Genomic DNA, 21048 nt, shown 5'->3' with positions numbered 1-21048 from the left:
AATCACTAATGGTAGTTAAAGTTGGTATTAACGGTTTTGGCCGTATCGGACGTCTTGCTTTCCGTCGTATTCAAAATGTAGAAGGTGTTGAAGTTACTCGCATCAACGACCTTACAGATCCAAATATGCTTGCACACTTGTTAAAATACGATACAACTCAAGGTCGTTTTGACGGTACTGTAGAAGTTAAAGATGGTGGATTTGACGTTAACGGAAAATTCATTAAAGTTTCTGCTGAAAAAGATCCAGAACAAATTGACTGGGCAACTGACGGTGTTGAAATCGTTCTTGAAGCAACTGGTTTCTTTGCTAAAAAAGCAGCTGCTGAAAAACATTTACATGAAAATGGTGCTAAAAAAGTTGTTATCACTGCTCCTGGTGGAGATGACGTGAAAACAGTTGTATTTAACACTAACCATGATATCCTTGATGGAACTGAAACAGTTATTTCAGGTGCTTCATGTACTACAAACTGTTTAGCTCCAATGGCTAAAGCTTTACAAGATAACTTTGGCGTAAAACAAGGTTTAATGACTACAATCCACGCTTACACTGGTGATCAAATGCTTCTTGATGGACCTCACCGTGGTGGTGACTTACGTCGTGCCCGTGCTGGTGCTAACAATATTGTTCCTAACTCAACTGGTGCTGCTAAAGCAATCGGTCTTGTTATCCCTGAATTAAATGGTAAACTTGACGGTGCTGCACAACGTGTACCAGTTCCAACAGGTTCAGTAACAGAATTAGTAGCAGTTCTTAATAAAGAAACTTCAGTAGAAGAAATTAACTCAGTAATGAAAGCTGCAGCTAATGATTCGTATGGTTACACTGAAGATCCAATCGTATCATCTGATATCGTTGGTATGTCTTTCGGTTCATTATTCGATGCTACTCAAACTAAAGTACAAACTGTTGATGGAAATCAATTAGTTAAAGTTGTTTCATGGTATGACAATGAAATGTCTTACACTGCTCAACTTGTTCGTACACTTGAGTACTTCGCAAAAATTGCTAAATAATTAGTTATATAGCATGAAAGGAAGAGATTTCTCTTCCTTTTTTTTATGAAAAAATTGTGAAATAATTAATTTATTATTTTCATATTTTAGATTATTGAAAATAAATATGATATAATAGTCTGTATAAAAAAATATTAAGGAGTCTATCCAAATGGCTAAAATGACTGTAAAAGACATCGACTTAAAAGGGAAAAAAGTCCTTGTACGTGTTGATTTTAATGTTCCTTTAAAAGATGGTGTTATCACAAATGATAACCGTATCTCTGCAGCACTTCCAACAATTAAATATATTGTTGAAAACGGTGGTCGTGCAATTTTATTCTCTCACCTTGGACGTGTTAAAGAAGAAGCAGATAAAGAAGGCAAATCACTTGCACCGGTAGCTAAGAACTTAGCTGAAAAGCTTGGTCAAGATGTTATTTTCCCAGGTTCAACACGTGGTGAAGAACTTGAAAAAGCTATTGAAGCTCTTGAAGATGGACAAGTTTTACTTGTTGAAAATACACGTTTTGAAGATGTTGACGGCAAAAAAGAATCAAAAAATGATCCTGAACTAGGGAAATATTGGGCATCACTTGGAGATGGTATTTTTGTAAATGATGCTTTCGGTACAGCACACCGTGCTCATTCTTCAAACGTTGGTATCTCTGCTAATGTAGAAAAAGCTGTTGCTGGTTTCTTACTTGAAAATGAGATTGCATACATTAAAGAAGCTGTTGAAACTCCAGAACGTCCTTTTATAGCTATTCTTGGTGGTTCAAAAGTTTCAGATAAAATTGGTGTTATTGAAAACTTACTTGATAAAGCTGATAAAGTCCTTATCGGTGGTGGTATGACATACACATTCTACAAAGCTCAAGGTATTGAAATTGGGAACTCACTTGTAGAAGAAGATAAACTCGATATTGCGAAAGAACTACTTGAAAAATCAAATGGTAAATTAATCCTTCCAGTTGACTCTAAAGAAGCTAATGCTTTTGCTGATTACACTGAAGTTCACGATACTGATGGTGAAGCAATTTCAGAAGGTTTCCTTGGTTTGGATATCGGTCCTAAATCAATTGTTGAATTTGAAAAAGCCCTTGAAGGTGCTAAAACAGTTGTATGGAATGGTCCAATGGGTGTATTTGAAAACCCAGACTTCCAAGCAGGAACAATCGGTGTTATGGATGCCATTGTTAAACAACCAGGTGTTAAATCTATCATCGGTGGTGGTGATTCAGCAGCAGCAGCAATTAACCTAGGCCGTGCAGAAAAATTTTCATGGATCTCAACAGGTGGTGGAGCATCTATGGAATTATTAGAAGGTAAAGAGTTACCAGGGTTATCTGCATTAACAGAGAAATAAATATCCATCTGTTGAAAGTCTCTGCAAAATCCTGATTTTGTATAAAAGAAACAAAACTGAAGTGTTAGAAAAAGGCCGCATGTGTGGCCTTTTTCTTATATTCTAGGACTTGGTTAGGAATCTCAGGGAAAAATATTTACAAGGTGAAAAGTGCGATTTCTTGTCAAAATTGTGGAATCAAACTCAGATATTTTAGTGATTTTACACAGTTTAGCTTAGAAAATAAACTACCATCAGTAAAAGCATGACAAACTATTCACAACATGTTAAACTGAAATATATTGATGTGAAAGATAGGAAATTATGAATTTTTACTTTGATCCTAAAAAATTAAAATTAGGTATGCGTACGTTTAAAACTGGCTTAGCTGTCTTTTTTGTCTTATTGTTATTCCATATTTTTGGCTTTCAAGGTTTGCAAATTGGTGCCCTGACAGCTGTGTTTAGTTTGAGAGAAGATTTTGATAAGACGGTATCTTTTGGTAGCTCAAGAATCCTCGGAAATAGCATTGGTGGCTTCTTTTCCTTAATATTCTTTTTATTACAAGCAGCTTTTAATCATCATTTTATTATTACCTTAATTTTTGTACCTATTTTAACCATGTTAACAATTATGTTTAATGTCGCTTTTAATAATAAATCTGGTATTATTGGTGCCGTCGCAGCTTTGTTGATTATCACCCTATCTATTTCATCGGGTGAAACAATAGCTTATGTATTTGCGAGAATATTTGAAACCTTCTGTGGTGTATTCATTGCCATATTGATTAATACAGATATTGATATCATAAAAAACAAGTTGAATAAGAAAAAAAATTGAATCAATGTTAGAAAACCTAACATTGATTCTTGACTTCTTTCTTTATTGAGCATATAATAGACTGGTGAAAGGAGTTTTCATGAAAGAAAAAGAACTCAGACGTTCAATGGCTGTTTTTCCTATTGGGACTGTAATGAAATTGACAGATTTATCTGCTAGACAAATTCGTTATTATGAAGATCAGGAATTGATTAAACCGGAACGAACTGATGGTAATCGCCGTATGTTTTCATTAAATGACATGGACAGATTACTTGAAATTAAGGATTTCTTGGATGATGGCTTAAATATTGCTGCTATTAAAAGAGAATATGCTGACCGTTTGGAAAAATCAATGCATAAACAAGCCACATTGACAGATGCTGATGTTCGTCGTATTCTTCATGATGAACTTTTAAATCAAGGGGGATTTTCAACTCCCTCGCAATCTTTGGGGAATTTTCGTATTTAGTTGATATACGAAAAAGGTTTAAAAAATAAGGAGACCTATTTTATGACAATCACAGCAGCAGATATTAGACGTGAAGTAAAAGAAAAAAATGTTACTTTTCTCCGTTTAATGTTTACAGACATTATGGGAATCATGAAAAATGTAGAAATACCTGCAACAGATGAACAATTAGATAAAGTTTTATCAAATAAAGCAATGTTTGATGGTTCTTCAATTGAAGGGTTTGTGCGTATTAATGAATCTGATATGTATCTTTACCCAGATTTAGATACATGGCTTGTTTTTCCTTGGGGAGATGAGAATGGTGCTGTCGCAGGTTTAATTTGTGATATTTACACTGCAGAAGGTGAACCATTCCCTGGTGATCCTCGCGGCAATTTAAAACGTGCTTTGAAACATATGGAAAAAGTAGGATATAAGTCTTTTAACTTAGGACCAGAACCTGAATTTTTCCTTTTCAAAATGGATCAAAATGGGAATCCAACTCTTGAAGTAAATGACCAAGGTGGTTATTTTGACTTAGCACCAACTGACTTGGCTGATAATACAAGACGTGAAATTGTCAATGTATTAACTAAAATGGGCTTTGAAGTAGAAGCTAGTCACCATGAAGTGGCTGTTGGACAACATGAAATTGATTTTAAATATGATGATGTTCTTAAAGCATGTGATAACATTCAAATCTTTAAACTAGTCGTTAAAACTATTGCACGCAAAGATGGTCTTTATGCAACTTTTATGGCAAAACCTAAATTTGGCATTGCTGGCTCAGGTATGCATTGTAATATGTCATTATTTGATAAAGAGGGAAATAACGCTTTCTTTGATGAAAAAGATAAGAACGGTATGCAATTGTCTCAAGATGCCTATTATTTCTTAGGTGGTTTAATGAAACATGCATACAGTTATACTGCTATTATGAATCCGACTGTTAATTCTTATAAACGTCTTGTACCTGGTTATGAAGCGCCAGTTTATGTTGCTTGGGCAGGTCGTAATCGTTCTCCACTTATTCGCGTACCAGCGTCACGAGGACAAGGTACTCGTTTAGAATTACGTTCAGTAGATCCAACAGCTAACCCTTATTTAGCATTAGCTGTCCTATTGGAATCAGGTCTTGATGGTATTGAAAATAAAATTGATGCTCCAACACCAGTTGAGGCTAATATCTATACAATGACGGCAGAAGAACGTGAAGCGGCTGGTATTGTTGACTTACCGTCAACTTTACATAATGCTTTAAAAGCACTTCAATCAGATGATGTTGTTAAAAGTGCTCTTGGTGAACATATCTTTACAAATTTTATTGAAGCTAAGAGAATTGAATGGGCTTCTTATGCGACATTTGTCTCACAATGGGAAGTTGATAACTATATTCATAGTTACTAAGATTAGAAAAGCTGCACTTTCGAGTGTGGCTTTTTGAATATTTAATGAAAATATACAAAATTTTGATTTTATATTAACAGAAACACTTGAAAAGTCATACTTGACAGCATTTTTACAAGACGTTGTACATAATAATTTAATATCAAAATTTTCAGATAAATTTGTTCCCTTTTTTCTGAATTGTGGTATAATTTAATGTATTAAACTTAATAAGAATGTTTGACTAGGAGGTCTCTCAAATGACAAGTTCAAAAAGCACTAATTGGAAACGTGTTGGTCTTGGAACATTGGCTTTAGCTTCTGCAGCAGTATTAATGGCGTGTGGAAATAAATCAACTGATTCTAATGATAATAAAAATGAAATCAATTGGTACACACCAACTGAAATTATCACTTTAGACATTTCAAAAAATACTGATACGTATTCATCACTTGCTATTGGTAACTCAGGAAGTAACTTACTACGAGTTGATGATAAAGGGAAACTCCAACCAGATTTAGCTGAAAAAGTTGACGTATCAGAAGATGGCTTAACTTATACAGCAACTTTACGTGATGGTTTGAAATGGTCAGACGGTAGTGAATTAACTGCAAAAGATTTCGTCTATACTTGGCAACGTATGGTTGATCCAACAACTGCTTCTGAGTATGCCTATCTTGCAACTGAATCACATTTGAAAAATGCTGAAGATATCAATACTGGTAAAAATAAAGATTTAACTGCTCTGGGTGTTAAAGCTGAAGGTAATAAAGTAATCTTTACTTTGTCAGAACCAGCTCCACAATTCAAGAGTCTTCTATCATTTGCTAACTTTGTTCCACAAAAAGAAGATTTTGTGAAAAAAGCTGGTAAAGATTATGGTACTTCCTCAGAAAAACAAGTTTACTCTGGGCCTTATACAGTTAAAGATTGGAATGGTACAAGTGGTACTTTCAAACTTGTTAAAAACACTAAATACTGGGATGCTAAAAACGTTAAAACTAAAACAATCAACGTTCAAACAGTTAAGAAACCTGATACTGCTGTACAAATGTACAAACAAGGTAAACTTGACTATGCAAACATTTCAGGAACTTCAGCGATTTACAATGCTAACAAGAAAAATAAAGATGTTACACCAGTTTTAGAAGCAACTACAGCTTATATGGTTTATAACCAAACTGGTAAAGTAGAAGGTTTATCAAATACGAAGATTCGTCAAGCTCTTAATCTTGCAACTGACCGTAAAGGTATTGTTTCTGCAGCAGTAGATACTGGTTCTAAACCAGCGACAGCTATTGCTCCAACAGGACTTGCAAAACTTAAAGATGGTACAGATTTAACAAAACATGTTGCTCCTGGTTACTCATATGATGAGAAGAAGGCCGGAGAACTCTTTAAAGAAGGTCTTAAAGAACTAGGTAAAGATAGTCTTAAAGTAACAGTAACAGCGGATGCTGATAGTCCTGTTGCCAAAGCGTCAATTGACTATATTAAAGAAACTTGGGAAAAAGCTCTTCCTGGATTAACTGTTGAAGAAAAATTTGTAACCTTCAAACAACGTTTAGAAGATACAAAAAATCAAAACTTTGAAGTTGCACTTGTACTTTGGGGTGGTGACTATCCAGAAGGTTCTACTTTCTATGGCTTGATGAAATCAGGTTCAGCTTATAACTACGGTAAATTTACAAATGAAACATTTGATAAAGCCTACGAAAAAGCTTTAACAACTGATGCACTTGATACAAATGCAGCAGCTGATGATTATAAAGATGGTGAAAAAGCACTTTATGAAGCGGCTAACTATAATCCAATTTACTTCCGTAGTGGAGAAGGATTACAAAATCCAAGTATCAAAGGCTTAATCCGTAACTCAACTGGTTTGAATGTTGACTTCACTTACGCTTACAAAAAATAAGCACCTGAAGCACTAGTAATGTAATATTGCAAGAATTGGTTATGGACCAGTTCTTGCTTTTGTTAGAGGAACAATATGACTAAATACTTATTAAAACGTGTAGCTATCTTAATTGCTACACTTTGGGTTGTTGTAACCTTATCTTTCTTCCTGATGCAGATTATGCCTGGGACACCTTACAACTCACCAAAATTAACCGAAGAAATGATTGCAATGATGAATAAGCAATATGGCTTAGACAAACCATTATGGGCTCAATATCTAAAATACATAGTAGACATTCTACATGGTGATTTTGGAACATCTTACCAATCAATCAATCAATCTGTTTCTAAATTGATTGCACAACGTTTAGGCGTTTCTGTCCATTTAGGGATTCAGGCTTTAGTAGTCGGTATCACAGGTGGCTTATTAGTTGGGGCCGTTTCAGCTCGTAATAAAAATAATAAAATTGATGCTTTCTTAAGTGTTGTTTCAACACTTGGTATTTCTGTACCTGCTTTCATCATTGGTCTTTTGTTATTAGATTATTTTGGTTTCAAATGGGGTCTTTTACCATTATCTGGTTGGGGAACATTTGCACAAACTATTCTACCAACACTCGGTTTAGCGATTCCCGTTTTTGCACAGGTTACGCGTTTCTTCCGAAGTGAAATGATTGAAACTTTGAATTCTGATTACATTCAATTAGCCCGTGCCAAAGGTTTAACAAATCGTCAAGTTACAAATAAGCATGCTTACCGAAACTCAATGATTCCTGTTTTGACCCTTGTTGGTCCAATGGCGGCTAATATTTTGACTGGGTCAGCCTTGATAGAACAAATCTTTTCAATCCCAGGAATTGGTCAACAATTTGTCTCATCAATTCCAACTAAAGACTACCCTGTTATTATGGGGACTACAATTGTTTATGCCGTGATGCTGATGGTTGCAATTTTGATTACTGATATTATCATCAGTATTTCAGATCCACGCGTGCGTCTTGGATAGGAGAGTAACATGCTAGAAGAAAAGAAAACTTTTACTCTTGTCGGTGCAGGTAATTCTGACACACAAGAAAAAATTGAAAAGCCGGCATTGTCTTTCCTTGAGGATGCTTGGCGCAGATTAAAACACAACAAATTAGCTGTAGTAGCAATGGTCTTTTTAGCAAGTTTATTGATTTTTGCTATAGGATCTAGTTTTATTGTTACTAAAAATGATGCAAACAGCTTTGATAGTAAACAAGTTAGTGTTTATCGTAACTTACCACCTAAACTTAGTTCATCATTGCCATTTTGGAACGGTAGCATTACATATGCTGGTAATACTGAAGCTAATGATGCTTATGCAGACCAAGGCGTTCCTGAGAATCAGAAATTCTTGTTGGGTACTGATAGCTTAGGTCGTAGTATTGGTAAGCGTATTACAGTTGGTATACGTATCTCATTATTAATTGCCATTGTAGCAACTATAATTGACTTAATCATCGGAGTAACCTACGGTTTAGTATCTGGTTTTACTGGTGGGAAAGTCGATACAATTATGCAACGTATTATTGAGATTATTTCTTCAATTCCTAACTTGGTTATTGTAACCATGCTTGGACTTTTGCTTGGTAATGGTGTTATGTCAATTATTATATCGATCGCGATTGTTGGCTGGACCTCAATGGCTCGTCAGGTTCGGAACTTAACTCTCTCTTACCGTGAGCGTGATTTCGTACTTGCTTCTCGTGCACTTGGCGAAAGCAATTATAAAATAGCCTTCAAACATGTCTTGCCAAACATTTCTGGGATTATCATCGTTCAAATTATGATGACTGTTCCGAGTGCAATCATGTATGAATCAGTATTGTCAGCTATCAACCTTGGTGTTAAACCACCGACGGCTTCTCTTGGGTCATTGATCACAGATGCTCAGGAAAACTTACAATACTTCCCTTACCAAGTTATGCTTCCAGCTATGGCTTTGGTATTCATCTCACTTGCTTTCATTCTTTTAGGTGATGGCTTGCGCGACGCATTTGATCCAAAATCAAGTAACGACTAGGAGGAAAAATTAATATGACTAAAGAAAAAGTATTAAGTGTCAAAGACCTCCATGTTGATTTTAAAACATATGCTGGAGCTGTTAAGGCAATCCGTAATATCAATTTTGATTTATATAAAGGTGAGACACTAGCCATTGTTGGTGAATCAGGTTCTGGTAAATCCGTTACGACACGGACTTTGATGGGGCTAAACGCTAAGAATGCAAGTATCACTGGAGATATTGATTTCAAAGGTAAGAAATTAATTGAGCTTAATGAAGACGAATGGGTTAAAGTTCGTGGTAAAGAAATTGCCATGATTTTCCAAGATCCCATGACAAGTCTTGACCCTACAATGAAAATTGGCATGCAGATTGCAGAAGCGATTCTAATCCATGAAAATGTTTCTAAAAGTGAAGCTTTGGAACGTGCATTGAAATTGATGAATCAAGTTGGGATTCCAAATGCGGAAGAACATATCAATGATTATCCACATATGTGGTCTGGTGGTATGCGTCAACGTGCTGTCATTGCTATTGCACTTGCTGCAAATCCAGAAATTTTAATTGCTGACGAACCTACAACTGCCCTAGACGTAACAATTCAGAACCAAATTTTGAAATTGATGAAAGGTTTGCAATCACAAATTTCTTCATCAATTATCTTTATCACCCATGACCTTGGGGTTGTGGCTGGTATGGCTGATCGTGTAGCTGTTATGTATGCAGGTAAAATTGTTGAATATGGTACAGTAGATGAAGTTTTCTATAATCCACAACATCCCTACACATGGGGCCTTTTGAACTCTATGCCTACAACTGATACCGAAGAAGGAAGCCTTGAATCTATTCCAGGGACACCTCCTGACCTGTTGAATCCTCCAAAAGGAGATGCCTTTGCTGCTCGTAATGAGTATGCCTTAGATATCGACTTGGAAGAGGAACCTCCTATGTTTAAAGTTTCTGATACACATTACGCTGCAACATGGTTGTTAGATGAACGTGCACCACAAGTAACACCACCTGCACCAATTTTAAAACGTTGGGCTAAATGGAATAAGAAGAAAGGACAAATTTAATGACTGAAGAACGTAAAAAATTAGTTGAACTAAAAAACGTTTCTTTAACCTTTAATAAAGGGAAAAGCAACGAAGTCAAGGCCATTAATAATGTCAGTTTTGATATCTATGAAGGTGAAGTCTTTGGATTAGTTGGGGAATCAGGTTCTGGTAAAACAACAGTTGGCCGTGCTATCTTAAAACTTTATGAAATTACCGATGGCGAAATTATTTTCAATGGTGTAAATATCACTAAACTAAAAGGAAAAGAACTTCATAATTTCCGTAAAGATGCACAAATGATTTTCCAAGATCCACAAGCAAGTCTTAATGGACGGATGAAAATTAGAGACATCGTTGCTGAAGGACTAGATATTCATGGTTTAACTAAAACAAAGGAAGAACGTGAAGCTCGTGTTCAAGAACTACTTGACCGTGTTGGTTTGAATAAAGACCATGTGACTCGTTATCCACATGAATTTTCAGGAGGACAACGTCAACGTATTGGTATTGCCCGTGCCTTGGCTGTAAAACCCAAATTTATCATTGCTGATGAACCAATTTCTGCTTTGGACGTATCTATCCAAGCACAGGTTGTTAACTTGATGCAAAAATTACAAACTGAACGTGGTTTAACCTACTTGTTTATCGCCCATGATTTATCAATGGTTAAATACATTTCAGATCGTATTGGTGTTATGCACTGGGGTAAAATGTTAGAAATTGGGACATCTGAAGATGTTTATAATAACCCAATTCACCCATATACAAGAAGTCTCTTATCAGCTATTCCTGAACCAGACCCAGATTATGAACGCCAACGTGTTGCGGAAATTTATGATCCAAGTATTGAATTGGATGGAAAAGAACGTGAAATGCGTGAAATCACACCAGGTCACTTCGTATTTTCAACAGAAGAAGAAGCAGTAGCTTACAAAGCAAATTCAAATAAATAAAAAACAGCTTAGGCTGTTTTTTTATTGCTCAAACAAAAAAAGCCTGATTTCAATCAGGCTTCCAATTACTCTTCGTCTGGTATTAATACCATCGGAATAATAATTGGTTCACGTTCTGTTTTTTCATATAAGAATGGTCTTAAAGCATTAACAATTGCACCATTTACAGATTGGATGCTTGCTTCTTTATTTTTCAAAGCAATTCGAATTGCGTTAAATAAGACACGTTGGCTTTCTCGAATCAGATCGCCTGATTCACGCATATAGATAAATCCACGGCTGAGGATGTCTGGACCAGCTAAAATCATTTGTGACTTAAAGTCAACAGTCGCAACTGCTAAAACGACACCGTCTTCAGATAAATCACGACGGTCACGTAGAACAGCTGTGCCAATGTCACCAATACCATTACCATCAACATAGATATCTTGCGCATTGAAATGACCAGCACGACGTGCAGTATCACTTGTTAAGGCAAGAACATCACCATTTTCAAGAATAAAGATATTTTCTTTAGGAACACCAGTATCCATTGCTAAACCAGCATGGACTTTTTGCATCCGGTATTCACCATGAACAGGCATAAAGAATTTTGGTTTCATTAAACGGAGCATCAATTTTTGTTCTTGTTGACCACCGTGTCCTGAAGTATGGATGTTGTTTACTTTACCATGAATTACTTCAACACCAGCTTCCTGGATAGCGTTAATCAATTTATTAACACTAGTGGTGTTACCAGGAATTGGACTTGATGAGAAGATAACTGTATCACCTGGTTGAAGTGTAACCTGACGGTGCGTACCATTAGCAATACGTGCTAACGCAGCCATTGATTCACCCTGGCTACCAGTACACATAATCAAAACTTCATTAGCATGGTAATTTTTCAACTCATTTGGTTCAATAATTGTCCCTTTAGGAACATTGATATAACCAAGTTCAATCCCGTTTACAATCGCTTTTTCCATTGAACGTCCAAAGACTACGATCTTACGACCAGTTTTAACAGCAGCTTCAGCAGCTTGTTGCAAACGGTAGATATTTGAAGCAAAAGAGGCGAAGATAATTCTTCCATGAATGCCTTCAATAATCTTCAGAATTGATTGACCAACGACTTTTTCTGAGTTAGTAAAAGTAGGAACTTCCGCATTTGTCGAATCTGACAAGAGACAAAGCACGCCATCTTCACCAAGCGCAGCCATCCGATGGATATCCGCAGGATCACCAACAGGCGTAAAGTCAAACTTAAAGTCACCAGTACAAACAACTTTCCCTTGAGGCGTATGAATAACAATCCCTAAAGGTTCTGGAATCGAGTGGGTTGTACGGAAGAAAGTCACGCTCAAGTTTTTAAAGGTTAACTCAGTATTGTGGTTGATTTCGTAAAGGGTTGTATCACGAAGCAAACCATGCTCTTCTAATTTTCCACGAATTAAGGCTAAAGCCAATGGCCCAGCATAAATTGGAACATTAGCCTGTTTAAGTAGGAATGGAATCCCACCAATATGGTCCTCATGGCCGTGCGTAATAACTAAAGCTTTAACACGGTCGAGATTGTCAACGATGTAAGAATAATCAGGGATTACATAATCAATCCCGAGAAGATCTTCTTCTGGAAATTTGATACCAGCATCAACAATGATAATCTCATCTTGATACTCAATGCCATATGTGTTTTTCCCGATTTCCCCTAGACCACCAATGGCGAAAACGCCGACTTCATTAGGTTTTAAATCGATATTTGACATATTACAACTCCGTTAATTCGAAAACACCAGTTTCTTTTTCATATTCTAGGTGTTTATCTGAAAGAAGTTCAATAAATTCAACGTTGTAACTTGTTTTTTCTTCAACAAGTTTACGGGTTTTAATGCGACCTTCTAGTTCTGTCTCAGCATCAATATCGATGTAGAGTGTTTGAGTGTTTTCCCGACGTGGGTTACGGTTCTTTGTTTCTTGATAGAAAACTTTAAAAATCATGTGTTAAAAATTCCTTTCCTAATGAATCAATTATCCAAACAATAAGAAATAAGACCATCTTAAAATGGTAACTAAGTATTATTGATTATTTGTGTAATAGATTAAACCTGATTCTTTGCAATTACTAAAATTATAACATAATATTAGCCGATAGTAAAAGCATTGACCGACGATTTTATAGAGTGAAACCCCTATCATATAGAGCTTTTTTGTTGGTCAGTCAATTTTATGATATAATTGGGAATAGAAATTCAATGAAGAAAGTGGATAAAATGAATATACTTGCATTTGACACGTCTAACAAAGCTCTATCAGTGGCTATTCTCGAGGATCAGGAGCTATTGGCAGAAACAACTTTAAATGTAAAGAAAAATCACAGTGTCAGCCTTATGCCTCATATCGAGTTTTTAATGGATTCTATAGAAATAGCCCCAGGCGACTTAGACCGTATCGTGGTGGCAGAAGGTCCAGGCTCATATACAGGATTACGAGTGGCGGTAGCCACAGCAAAAATGTTGGCCTACAGTTTAGCAATTGAACTAGTTGGCGTATCTTCACTCTATGCATTAGCTGCACCAGCCATGCAAAAAGATGCTTTAATTATTCCTTTAATTGATGCAAGACGTCGCAATGTTTATGCAGGATTTTACCAAAATAACCAATCTGCAAGACCTGACCAACATATTGCTATCTCGGAATTATTAGCAAGTTTAGACCCTAGCCAAAAAATTTGTTTTGTCGGCGAGGTTGAGGCCTTTGCAGAGGAAATAGCAGAAAAATTGCCAGATGCCAAGATTCAAGCGACACTACCATCAGCCTACCAAATTGGTAAAGTCGGTCAAATGATGGTACCAGTAGATGTCGATGCCTTTGTCCCAGAATACTTGAAAAAAGTTGAAGCTGAAGAAAATTGGTTGAAAACGCATCAAGCAGGTAATCAAGACAACTACATAAAACGGGTATAAGCTTATGCAAAAAGCGCAAAGCATTTATGCCATTCTAGACGATGCCTACCAGGGTCAATCGCCTTGGAATCTCAAGCAAATTGAAGCTGATTTAAGCTCGCCCAATAACGACTACTTCTTTGCTTACGACCAAGAACAATTGATTGGCTTTCTCTCAGTCCAGCAATTAGTGGGTGAGTTAGAATTAACCAATATTGCAGTAAAAAGTCGATATCAAGGGAAAGGCATCGGAGCACAGCTAATGACACACCTCTTTGATTATGACTTGCCAATTTTTCTAGAGGTGCGTGCTTCTAATTCAGCAGCGCAAGCTCTCTATAAGTCATGTGGCTTTGCTGCACTAGCCATTCGCAAAAACTATTATCATAATCCGGTGGAAGATGCCGTTGTAATGAAAAAAGAAGGAAGAAATGACAGATAGATACATTCTTGCGGTCGAAAGTTCTTGTGACGAGACAAGTGTCGCAATTCTTAAGAATGACCGAGAACTTTTAAGTAATATCATTGCCAGTCAGGTTGACAGCCATAAACGCTTTGGTGGCGTGGTGCCAGAAGTTGCCAGCCGTCACCATGTGGAAGTGGTAACGACCTGCTTTGAAGACGCTTTGCAGGAAGCTGGCATCACAGCTAAAGACCTATCAGCAGTTGCTGTAACCTATGGACCTGGGCTTGTTGGGGCGCTTTTGGTTGGAATAGCTGCTGCAAAAGCCTTTGCTTGGGCCAACCAACTCCCATTAATCCCAGTCAACCACATGGCAGGCCACCTGATGGCTGCGCGTGAGCAGAATGAACTGAGCTATCCGCTGATGGCATTACTGGTTTCCGGAGGGCACACAGAGTTAGTTTACGTGACAGAACCTGGTGCTTACCATATCGTCGGGGAAACTCGTGATGACGCAGTCGGCGAAGCATACGACAAAGTAGGCCGTGTCATGGGCTTAACATACCCAGCAGGGCGAGAAATTGACCAGTTAGCACACCAAGGTAAAGATACCTACAGCTTCCCAAGGGCGATGATTAAAGAAGACCATTTGGAATTTTCATTCTCAGGACTAAAATCAGCCTTTATCAATTTGCATCACAATGCTGAGCAAAAAGGGGAAGAGTTGGTCTTAGAAGACCTTTGTGCTTCTTTCCAAGCTGCCGTCCTTGATATCTTGATTGTCAAAACCAAGAAAGCCTTATCTAAGTATCCATCTAAAATGTTGGTTGTAGCAGGTGGCGTAGCAGCCAACCAAGGCTTACGGGAACGCCTAGCCACAGATATCACTGAAACAGAAGTGGTCATTCCACCACTAAGACTCTGTGGAGATAATGCCGGCATGATTGCCCTTGCCGCAGCTGTTGAGTACGACAAAGGTCACTTTGCCCAAATGGATCTCAACGCTAAACCAAGTTTAGCTTTTAGTTATTTAGAGAATTAAAGTAACAATTTACACCTCCTTAGAGAAACTAAGGGGGTATTTTCTTGATTAGATACTATCCTTTATTATAAATGAAAAGTGTAAAAATAAATTCAATTTGAATATATTAAAAGTGTTATTTGTACAAGTTATAGTCTGAAGAATTATTACCTTTAAGGACTGAAAATACTAGTTTACTTGTCTTTAAAGCAAGCAATAAATTAAGACAAATAATAAATAATGAATCATATTTTAGGCATAGAAAGACAACTTGATATCATATATTATCTGAATTCTCCTTGTGAAATAAAATGAGAGAAACGCGCTGACTAATCATAAGGAAAAATATCAAGAAAGGTGAAGTTAAAGTCTTTGTCTTTATTAAAAAGGCCTTTCCAATAGTAAAGGCCTTTTTAGTTGATTATTAATTCTGCATAAATGATAATTTCTCACATGGACAGGAGAGAGAAAAAAGTAATATTTTATGCACAAACAAGATAGTTAAGAAAATAAATGTTTTCCAAGGATAATCAACTTTTGGTAAAAAAAGCCCGGCATCTTGGCATACCGGACTTAAAATGATAAATAATTGGCTTCTATGATTACCGAACAATGATAAATATCGGGGAAGATGACTTATCACTTAGGTGGTAAAGCTTACCAGCTAGCTTTTGTGATGCCAGGTAGTTGACCTTTGTGAGCTAGGTTACGGAAGTTAATACGGCTAACACCAAACTTACGCATATAAGCATGGGGACGACCATCGATTTGATCACGGTTTTTCAAACGGTTTGGGTTTGAATCGCGTGGCAATTTACGAAGGGCTTCATAATCGCCTTTAGCCTTAAGTTCACGACGAAGGTCAGCATACTGATCAATCAGTTGGAGCTGCTTCTGGTACTTAGCAATTTTTGATTTCTTTGCCATTGCTTTCTCCTTCTATATTCTTGTAATCATTGGGCTTATCAGACCCTGTTTCCTTAACTGGTACATAACCGGTTAAGGAAACATATAACTATTATACAACATCATTTTCAAAAATCAAGAAAAATATGTAACTAGTTAAGCATTTTTAAAAAGTCTTGAATTTCAAGACTTTCTACATTAATAATGAGGGCTTCCTGCGACCCAGCCTGAACAGAGGGCGGAAGTGATGTTAAAACCACCTGTGTGGGCATTGATATCCAAAACTTCTCCGGCAAAGTGGAGTCCTGGGACTTGTTTGCTTTCTAAGGTTTTGGGATTGATTTCTTTCAAGTCAACACCGCCTTTGGTCACGAATGATTTAGCCAGTGACATTTTACCTGTGATGGGAATTGGCATTTTCTTGAGTTTATCCATAACTTCTTCCAATTCGTTTGGTGACAACTGTTTGACCTTCTCCGCGTAGCCAGTGGCAATAAATTCTGCCACCCGCTCTGGGACTAATCCTTTGAGGGCATTTTTTAGAGACTTATCTCTGTTGTCCTCTAGGTAATGGACCAAGTCATCCTGAGTCATTTTGGGCAAAAAGTCCAGTGTAGCAATTTCCCCGCCGGAGACAAATGAAGACAGGCGAAGGGCAGCTGGTCCTGATAAACCAAAGTGGGTGAAGAGCAAATCGTGAGTGATCACGTGTTTGTCATAGGATAGTGTCACGTCGTCCAAGTCGATGCCTTGGAGCGCCTTGTGAGGGAAGTCAGTCAAGAGTGGACTTTCTGCTGCCTCTAATTCGGTGATGTTCAGCTTAAAATGTCTGGCAATCTCATGGCCAAAGCCGGTTGAGCCAGTTGAGGGATAAGATTTGCCACCCGTTGTTACAATTAATTTGTCACAGGTGAACTCTTCGTTAGCAGATTTGACGTGAAAGACATCATCAATTTTCTTAACGGAAATCACTTCTGTATTGGGTAAAATGTGACCACCTAAGGCTTGAATTTTCGCTTCCAAGGCACCGATGATTGTTCTTGATTTATCAGTGGTCGGGAACATCCGTCCATGGTCTTCTTCTTTTAAAGCAACGCCATTATCCTGGAAAAAAGCAATAATGTCATGGTTATCAAATTGCGAAAAGACACTATAAAGAAAGCGACCATTGCCTGGAATGCCAGCTAAGAGTTCTTCAAGTGTACCATTGTTAGTCACATTACAACGTCCGCCACCAGTTCCGGCCAGCTTCTTACCGAGGCGTTTGTTCTTTTCAATTAGCAGAGTTTTGTAGCCGTGATAGCTACTGGAAATGGCTGCCATCATTCCGGCTGGGCCACCCCCAATTACAATTGTTTCATACTTATTCATATCTTAATCATATCATAATGTGGCTGTAATTGTTACTAAAGTGACATCTGATTTTTGATAGGCAAAAAGGAGACAGATAAAATTTTTAAGGTTATAATAGAAGTAGTAAGAGAAGTCCATCGGTTTTTTCTTACCTAAAAATAGAATACAAAGATTGGAGGGTGTTTTCCTTGAAACCGACTGAAAACTGAAAGGAAGGTGATCCCGTTATCTCTGTCTTGGCCGTACAGTAAAACGGCTTTATTTTTATATCCAGAATACTCTAATAATATAGTGAAATTGACAGAATACTAGTATTATGTTACTATTCTTGTAAGAATATTCAGGAATATATTAAAGAGGAAAATATGGCAATAGAAAAGACAGTTAGTGAGCTAGCTGAAATTTTGGGAGTTAGCCGTCAGGCCGTTAATAATCGTGTAAAAGCTCTTCCAGATGAGGATCTTGATAAGAATGACAAGGGTGTCACTGTGGTTAAACGTAGTGGCCTTATTAAGTTGGAAGAAATTTATAAAAAAACTATTTTTGATGATGAGCCAATTAGTGAAGAAACTAAACAACGTGAATTGTTAGAAATATTAGTTGACGAAAAAAACACTGAGATCACTCGTCTTTATAACCAATTAAAAGCCAAAGATGACCAGTTAGCTGCTAAAGATGAACAAATGCACGTTAAAGACGTGCAGATTGCTGAAAAAGATAAACAATTAGATCAGCAACAACAATTAACTGCTAAAGCAATGGCAGACAAAGAAACTCTTAAGTTAGAACTTGAGGAAGCAAAAGCAGAAGTTGACGAAGCGCGTAGCCAAGTCGAAGACCAAACAGTTGGTAAAAAAGGCTTCTTTGCACGTCTTTTTGCTAAATAAATCATGAGTAATGCAAGGCCCAAATGGGCCTTTTTCTAAGGAGAAAAAATGGAAAATCTAGCAAACTATATTGCCTTTGATTTGGAATTTAACACCGTCGATGACAAAAGCCACCTAATTCAACTTTCAGCAATCAAGTGTCAAAATCACAAAGAAGTTGACAGCTTTGACACCTATGTTTACACCGTTGTGCCCTTACAAAGCTTTATCAATGGTTTAACAGGCATTACAGCGGATAAAATTGCTGGCGCTCCAAAGGTTGATCAGGTTATCTCGGACTTTACAAGTTTCGTTGGAGACCTATCCCTCATCGGTTATAATTCTCACAAGTCAGATCTGCCTATCTTGGCAGAAAATGGCTTGGACCTGACAAGCCAGTACAAAGTTGACCTCTATGACGAAGCTTTTGAACGACGTAGCACCGACTTAAACGGCATCGCCAATTTAAAACTAACGACAGTGGCGGACTTCCTAGGCATCAAAGGGCGTGGGCACAACAGCCTGGAAGACGCCCGAATGACGGCTCGTGTCTATGAAACTTTCTTGGAGTTCGATGACAATAAGACTTATCTTGACCACCAAGAGGAGGAGAAGATGAGTTCGGGGGATAACCCTTTTGCAGCTTTAGGCGGATTATTTGATTAAAAAAGACTCTCTTTATTGAGAGTCTTTTGCTATTTAGAATGGCATTTTGCCAGCGAAGGCACCAAGTGTCTGTTTGGTTGCTTCTTCAATTTGCGTCATGGCATCATTGATGGCTTGTGTCGTCATATCAGACAAAGTTTCAATGTCTTCAGGATCTACAACAGCATCTTTAAAGTCAATAGAAACCAATTTCTTGTCACCAGTAAAAGTAGCCATCACCAAATCCTGAGCAGATTTACCAACAAACTCCATTGCTGCCAAATCAGCTTGCTTTTGTTCCATCTGTTTCTGAAGCTTTTGCGCTTGCTTCATCATGTTTTGCATATTCATCAATGTACTAGGTACTCCTTATTAGTTAATATAGACTATTATAACATAGTGAAGGGAAAATTTTGGTATACTAGGTTAATAGAAAATGGAGTTACAAAATGGATAATTCATACGAAAGATTTTCTCCAAATCCTGAAAATAGGAATGTATATTGGGAAATCGCTTTTGGCCTACAAGTGGGATATCATTACTCACCTTCAAAATTGTTAAAAAATTTATCATTGAAACATATAATAAAGAGGTAGAATTACAAAATATTTATTCTCAAATAAATGACTATTATTTTGGTAAGATAGGGCAGGATTTATTATTCCGTGATTCTGATTTTGTCACTACTAGAATTGTTGAATACCTTGAAAATATTGAATTTGGCTTTCAATTAAGTCACCAAAGCATTAATTCAATTCATAAGATTATCTATCAAGATATTGACTTACCACATCAATTGAGAGCTGAAGAATACAGAAATTATAATCTTAGAACTGAAATGAGTAATAAAAATGAACCACCAATTCATTATGAAGATTACTCTGATATTTATAGGACGTTACACAATCAAATAGATGTAGAGTTAAGAAAGACTATTCTAATTTCTCAAGGATTGAAACAATATCATCAATTGAAAATTTTGTTTCTCGTATTTGGACTATTCACCCGTTTCCAGTGGGAAATACAGTGACAATGCTTCTATTTGCAATAATATATTTACAATCAAAATCCTTTCATATCAGCACAAAATTTATAGAAGAAAATGCTTCAAAATTCAGATCAGCATTAATTTATGCTAATACTTCAAAAGTGCGAGAGAAAAGAACAGTTTTTTTAGATGATTTTTTCTTTGATATGGTAACTTCTAAATGATTTATATCAACACAAAAACACTCTAAATAGTGGTTTTTGTGTTGTCACATGTTTGAATTTTTATCAATAAGCTCTTTGTATATTATGATTAAGTTGTTTTAAAGCACTGAATTGCTTTACAATATTTACGATACATGATACAGTTTAAAAAAATAAGAAAAGAGAATGCCTTTGAAACAAATATCTATTAAAACATCTAGTGAGATTCTTTAGGTGAGAATAGAATGTAAAAATTATCTCACCGAAAAAACGAAAGTGGGAAAAGAGTTGAATAACAAAGTAACAACAGAACGATTGCAAATAAGACTATTGTATGATATGGAAATGCAGGAACTGATTGATAAAGAAACAAATCCAGGATTAAAACATGCTTATTCTCGAATGTTGAAGGCAAGTGAAAGTAATCCAGGGGAGAGACAATGGTTTGCTACTTGAGTGATTGAGCTAAATGATGATGCTCAGGATAGAGTAGGTGACTTATGTTTTAAAGGTTTAAAATCAGGTGGTCAGGTAGAAATAGGTTATTGTCTAATTGATACTTATTGGAACAAGGGATATGCTACGGAAGCGGTTGATGTAATAGTGAAGTGGGCACTTAATCAACCTGGTGTTAAGTATGTAGAAGCGGAAGCAGAACCTGACAATATTGCATCAATAAGAGTTTTAGAAAAAAATAATTTTGTATTAACTGGAGAAATGGGCGAAGAAGGCCCAAAATATATTTTTCATTAGTAATATCTCAAAAAGTCAATACAGTTCGATAACAACTT

At 36.7% G+C, this 21048-nt stretch carries 23 protein-coding genes; 18 read left to right on the top strand and 5 right to left on the bottom strand.

What is annotated here, in order from left to right:
• Positions 1-8: 8 nt before the first annotated feature.
• The 10 genes from gap to SPB_RS06750 all read left to right on the top strand — a co-directional run bounded on the left by gap (position 9) and on the right by SPB_RS06750 (position 10948).
• Positions 9-1019: a type I glyceraldehyde-3-phosphate dehydrogenase gene (gene gap, locus SPB_RS06795; RefSeq protein ID WP_003103042.1), complete on the top strand. Its 1011-nt coding sequence runs from the start codon at positions 9-11 to the stop codon at positions 1017-1019.
• 151 nt (positions 1020-1170) lie between these two features.
• A complete protein-coding gene (locus SPB_RS06790) occupies positions 1171-2367 on the top strand; it encodes a phosphoglycerate kinase (protein WP_003103991.1) in 1197 nt (398 codons plus the stop codon).
• Positions 2368-2670: 303 nt separating this feature from the next.
• Entirely contained in the window at positions 2671-3186 is a 516-nt protein-coding gene (locus tag SPB_RS06785) for an FUSC family protein (RefSeq protein ID WP_003105651.1), read from the top strand.
• Between the two features lie 79 nt (positions 3187-3265).
• Entirely contained in the window at positions 3266-3637 is a 372-nt protein-coding gene (locus SPB_RS06780; RefSeq protein WP_003103527.1) for a MerR family transcriptional regulator, read from the top strand.
• A gap of 42 nt (positions 3638-3679) precedes the next feature.
• The gene (glnA, locus tag SPB_RS06775) at positions 3680-5026 is read left to right on the top strand and encodes a type I glutamate--ammonia ligase (protein ID WP_003105328.1); all 1347 of its coding nucleotides are present in this window, start codon (positions 3680-3682) and stop codon (positions 5024-5026) included.
• 239 nt (positions 5027-5265) lie between these two features.
• Positions 5266-6924 carry a peptide ABC transporter substrate-binding protein gene (locus SPB_RS06770; RefSeq protein WP_003106046.1) on the top strand — a complete coding sequence of 553 codons (1659 nt, stop codon included), beginning with the start codon at positions 5266-5268 and terminating at the stop codon, positions 6922-6924.
• Between the two features lie 75 nt (positions 6925-6999).
• Positions 7000-7914, top strand: coding sequence for an ABC transporter permease (locus SPB_RS06765; RefSeq protein ID WP_003103193.1), 915 nt, complete (start codon positions 7000-7002; stop codon positions 7912-7914).
• Between the two features lie 9 nt (positions 7915-7923).
• Entirely contained in the window at positions 7924-8955 is a 1032-nt protein-coding gene (locus SPB_RS06760; RefSeq protein WP_003102826.1) for an ABC transporter permease, read from the top strand.
• 14 nt (positions 8956-8969) lie between these two features.
• A complete protein-coding gene (locus SPB_RS06755) occupies positions 8970-10013 on the top strand; it encodes an ABC transporter ATP-binding protein (protein ID WP_003103717.1) in 1044 nt (347 codons plus the stop codon).
• Positions 10013-10948: an ABC transporter ATP-binding protein gene (locus SPB_RS06750; RefSeq protein ID WP_003105521.1), complete on the top strand. Its 936-nt coding sequence runs from the start codon at positions 10013-10015 to the stop codon at positions 10946-10948. Before SPB_RS06755 ends, SPB_RS06750 begins: the two co-directional genes overlap by 1 nt.
• A 65-nt stretch (positions 10949-11013) precedes the next feature.
• Here SPB_RS06750 and rnjA read toward each other — a convergent pair whose 3' ends face one another.
• Positions 11014-12696: a ribonuclease J1 gene (gene rnjA / locus SPB_RS06745; protein WP_003104437.1), complete on the bottom strand. Its 1683-nt coding sequence runs from the start codon at positions 12694-12696 to the stop codon at positions 11014-11016.
• A gap of 1 nt (position 12697) precedes the next feature.
• Positions 12698-12928, bottom strand: a complete 231-nt coding sequence (locus SPB_RS06740; RefSeq protein ID WP_003102975.1) for a DNA-dependent RNA polymerase subunit epsilon — start codon at positions 12926-12928, stop codon at positions 12698-12700.
• 272 nt (positions 12929-13200) lie between these two features.
• Here SPB_RS06740 and tsaB point away from each other — a divergent pair, with 272 nt between their 5' ends.
• The 3 genes from tsaB to tsaD are packed head-to-tail and all read left to right on the top strand — an operon-like array spanning position 13201 to position 15317.
• Complete coding sequence (gene tsaB / locus SPB_RS06735) at positions 13201-13893, top strand: tRNA (adenosine(37)-N6)-threonylcarbamoyltransferase complex dimerization subunit type 1 TsaB (RefSeq protein ID WP_302621693.1); 693 nt, start codon at positions 13201-13203, stop codon at positions 13891-13893.
• Between the two features lie 4 nt (positions 13894-13897).
• On the top strand, positions 13898-14314 hold the full coding sequence (rimI, locus tag SPB_RS06730) for a ribosomal protein S18-alanine N-acetyltransferase (protein WP_003105855.1): 417 nt from the start codon (positions 13898-13900) through the stop codon (positions 14312-14314).
• Positions 14304-15317 (top strand): tRNA (adenosine(37)-N6)-threonylcarbamoyltransferase complex transferase subunit TsaD, encoded by a 1014-nt coding sequence (gene tsaD / locus SPB_RS06725; RefSeq protein ID WP_003105067.1) that lies wholly within the window; start codon positions 14304-14306, stop codon positions 15315-15317. Before rimI ends, tsaD begins: the two co-directional genes overlap by 11 nt.
• Before the next feature lie 636 nt (positions 15318-15953).
• Here the strand turns inward: tsaD and rpsN are convergent.
• Entirely contained in the window at positions 15954-16223 is a 270-nt protein-coding gene (gene rpsN, locus SPB_RS06720) for a 30S ribosomal protein S14 (RefSeq protein ID WP_003102422.1), read from the bottom strand.
• Positions 16224-16400: 177 nt separating this feature from the next.
• Entirely contained in the window at positions 16401-17573 is a 1173-nt protein-coding gene (gene aao, locus SPB_RS06715) for an aminoacetone oxidase (RefSeq protein WP_003103366.1), read from the bottom strand.
• A gap of 347 nt (positions 17574-17920) precedes the next feature.
• On the opposite strand from aao, the gene SPB_RS06710 reads away from it, so the two are divergent.
• Complete coding sequence (locus SPB_RS06710; protein ID WP_003105729.1) at positions 17921-18442, top strand: DUF536 domain-containing protein; 522 nt, start codon at positions 17921-17923, stop codon at positions 18440-18442.
• 48 nt (positions 18443-18490) lie between these two features.
• Complete coding sequence (locus SPB_RS06705; RefSeq protein ID WP_003104702.1) at positions 18491-19087, top strand: 3'-5' exonuclease; 597 nt, start codon at positions 18491-18493, stop codon at positions 19085-19087.
• A gap of 33 nt (positions 19088-19120) precedes the next feature.
• Here the strand turns inward: SPB_RS06705 and SPB_RS06700 are convergent, their stop codons facing one another.
• Positions 19121-19420 carry a YbaB/EbfC family nucleoid-associated protein gene (locus SPB_RS06700; protein WP_003103594.1) on the bottom strand — a complete coding sequence of 100 codons (300 nt, stop codon included), beginning with the start codon at positions 19418-19420 and terminating at the stop codon, positions 19121-19123.
• Positions 19421-19568: 148 nt separating this feature from the next.
• On the opposite strand from SPB_RS06700, the gene SPB_RS06695 reads away from it, so the two are divergent.
• From SPB_RS06695 to SPB_RS06680, 3 genes are all read left to right on the top strand, one after another.
• Positions 19569-20096 (top strand): hypothetical protein, encoded by a 528-nt coding sequence (locus tag SPB_RS06695; RefSeq protein WP_003104049.1) that lies wholly within the window; start codon positions 19569-19571, stop codon positions 20094-20096.
• Positions 20097-20545: 449 nt separating this feature from the next.
• A complete protein-coding gene (locus SPB_RS11375) occupies positions 20546-20713 on the top strand; it encodes a hypothetical protein (RefSeq protein ID WP_175282149.1) in 168 nt (55 codons plus the stop codon).
• The gene (locus SPB_RS06680; protein ID WP_003102405.1) at positions 20714-21010 is read left to right on the top strand and encodes a GNAT family N-acetyltransferase; all 297 of its coding nucleotides are present in this window, start codon (positions 20714-20716) and stop codon (positions 21008-21010) included. It begins immediately after the preceding gene.
• Positions 21011-21048: the final 38 nt, after the last annotated feature.

It is taken from the genome of Streptococcus parauberis NCFD 2020 (assembly GCF_000187935.1).
Taxonomy (GTDB): Bacteria; Bacillota; Bacilli; order Lactobacillales; family Streptococcaceae; genus Streptococcus; species Streptococcus parauberis.
Note: the sequence above shows the minus strand (reverse complement) of the source record. Positions and strands in the feature narration are given on the sequence as shown.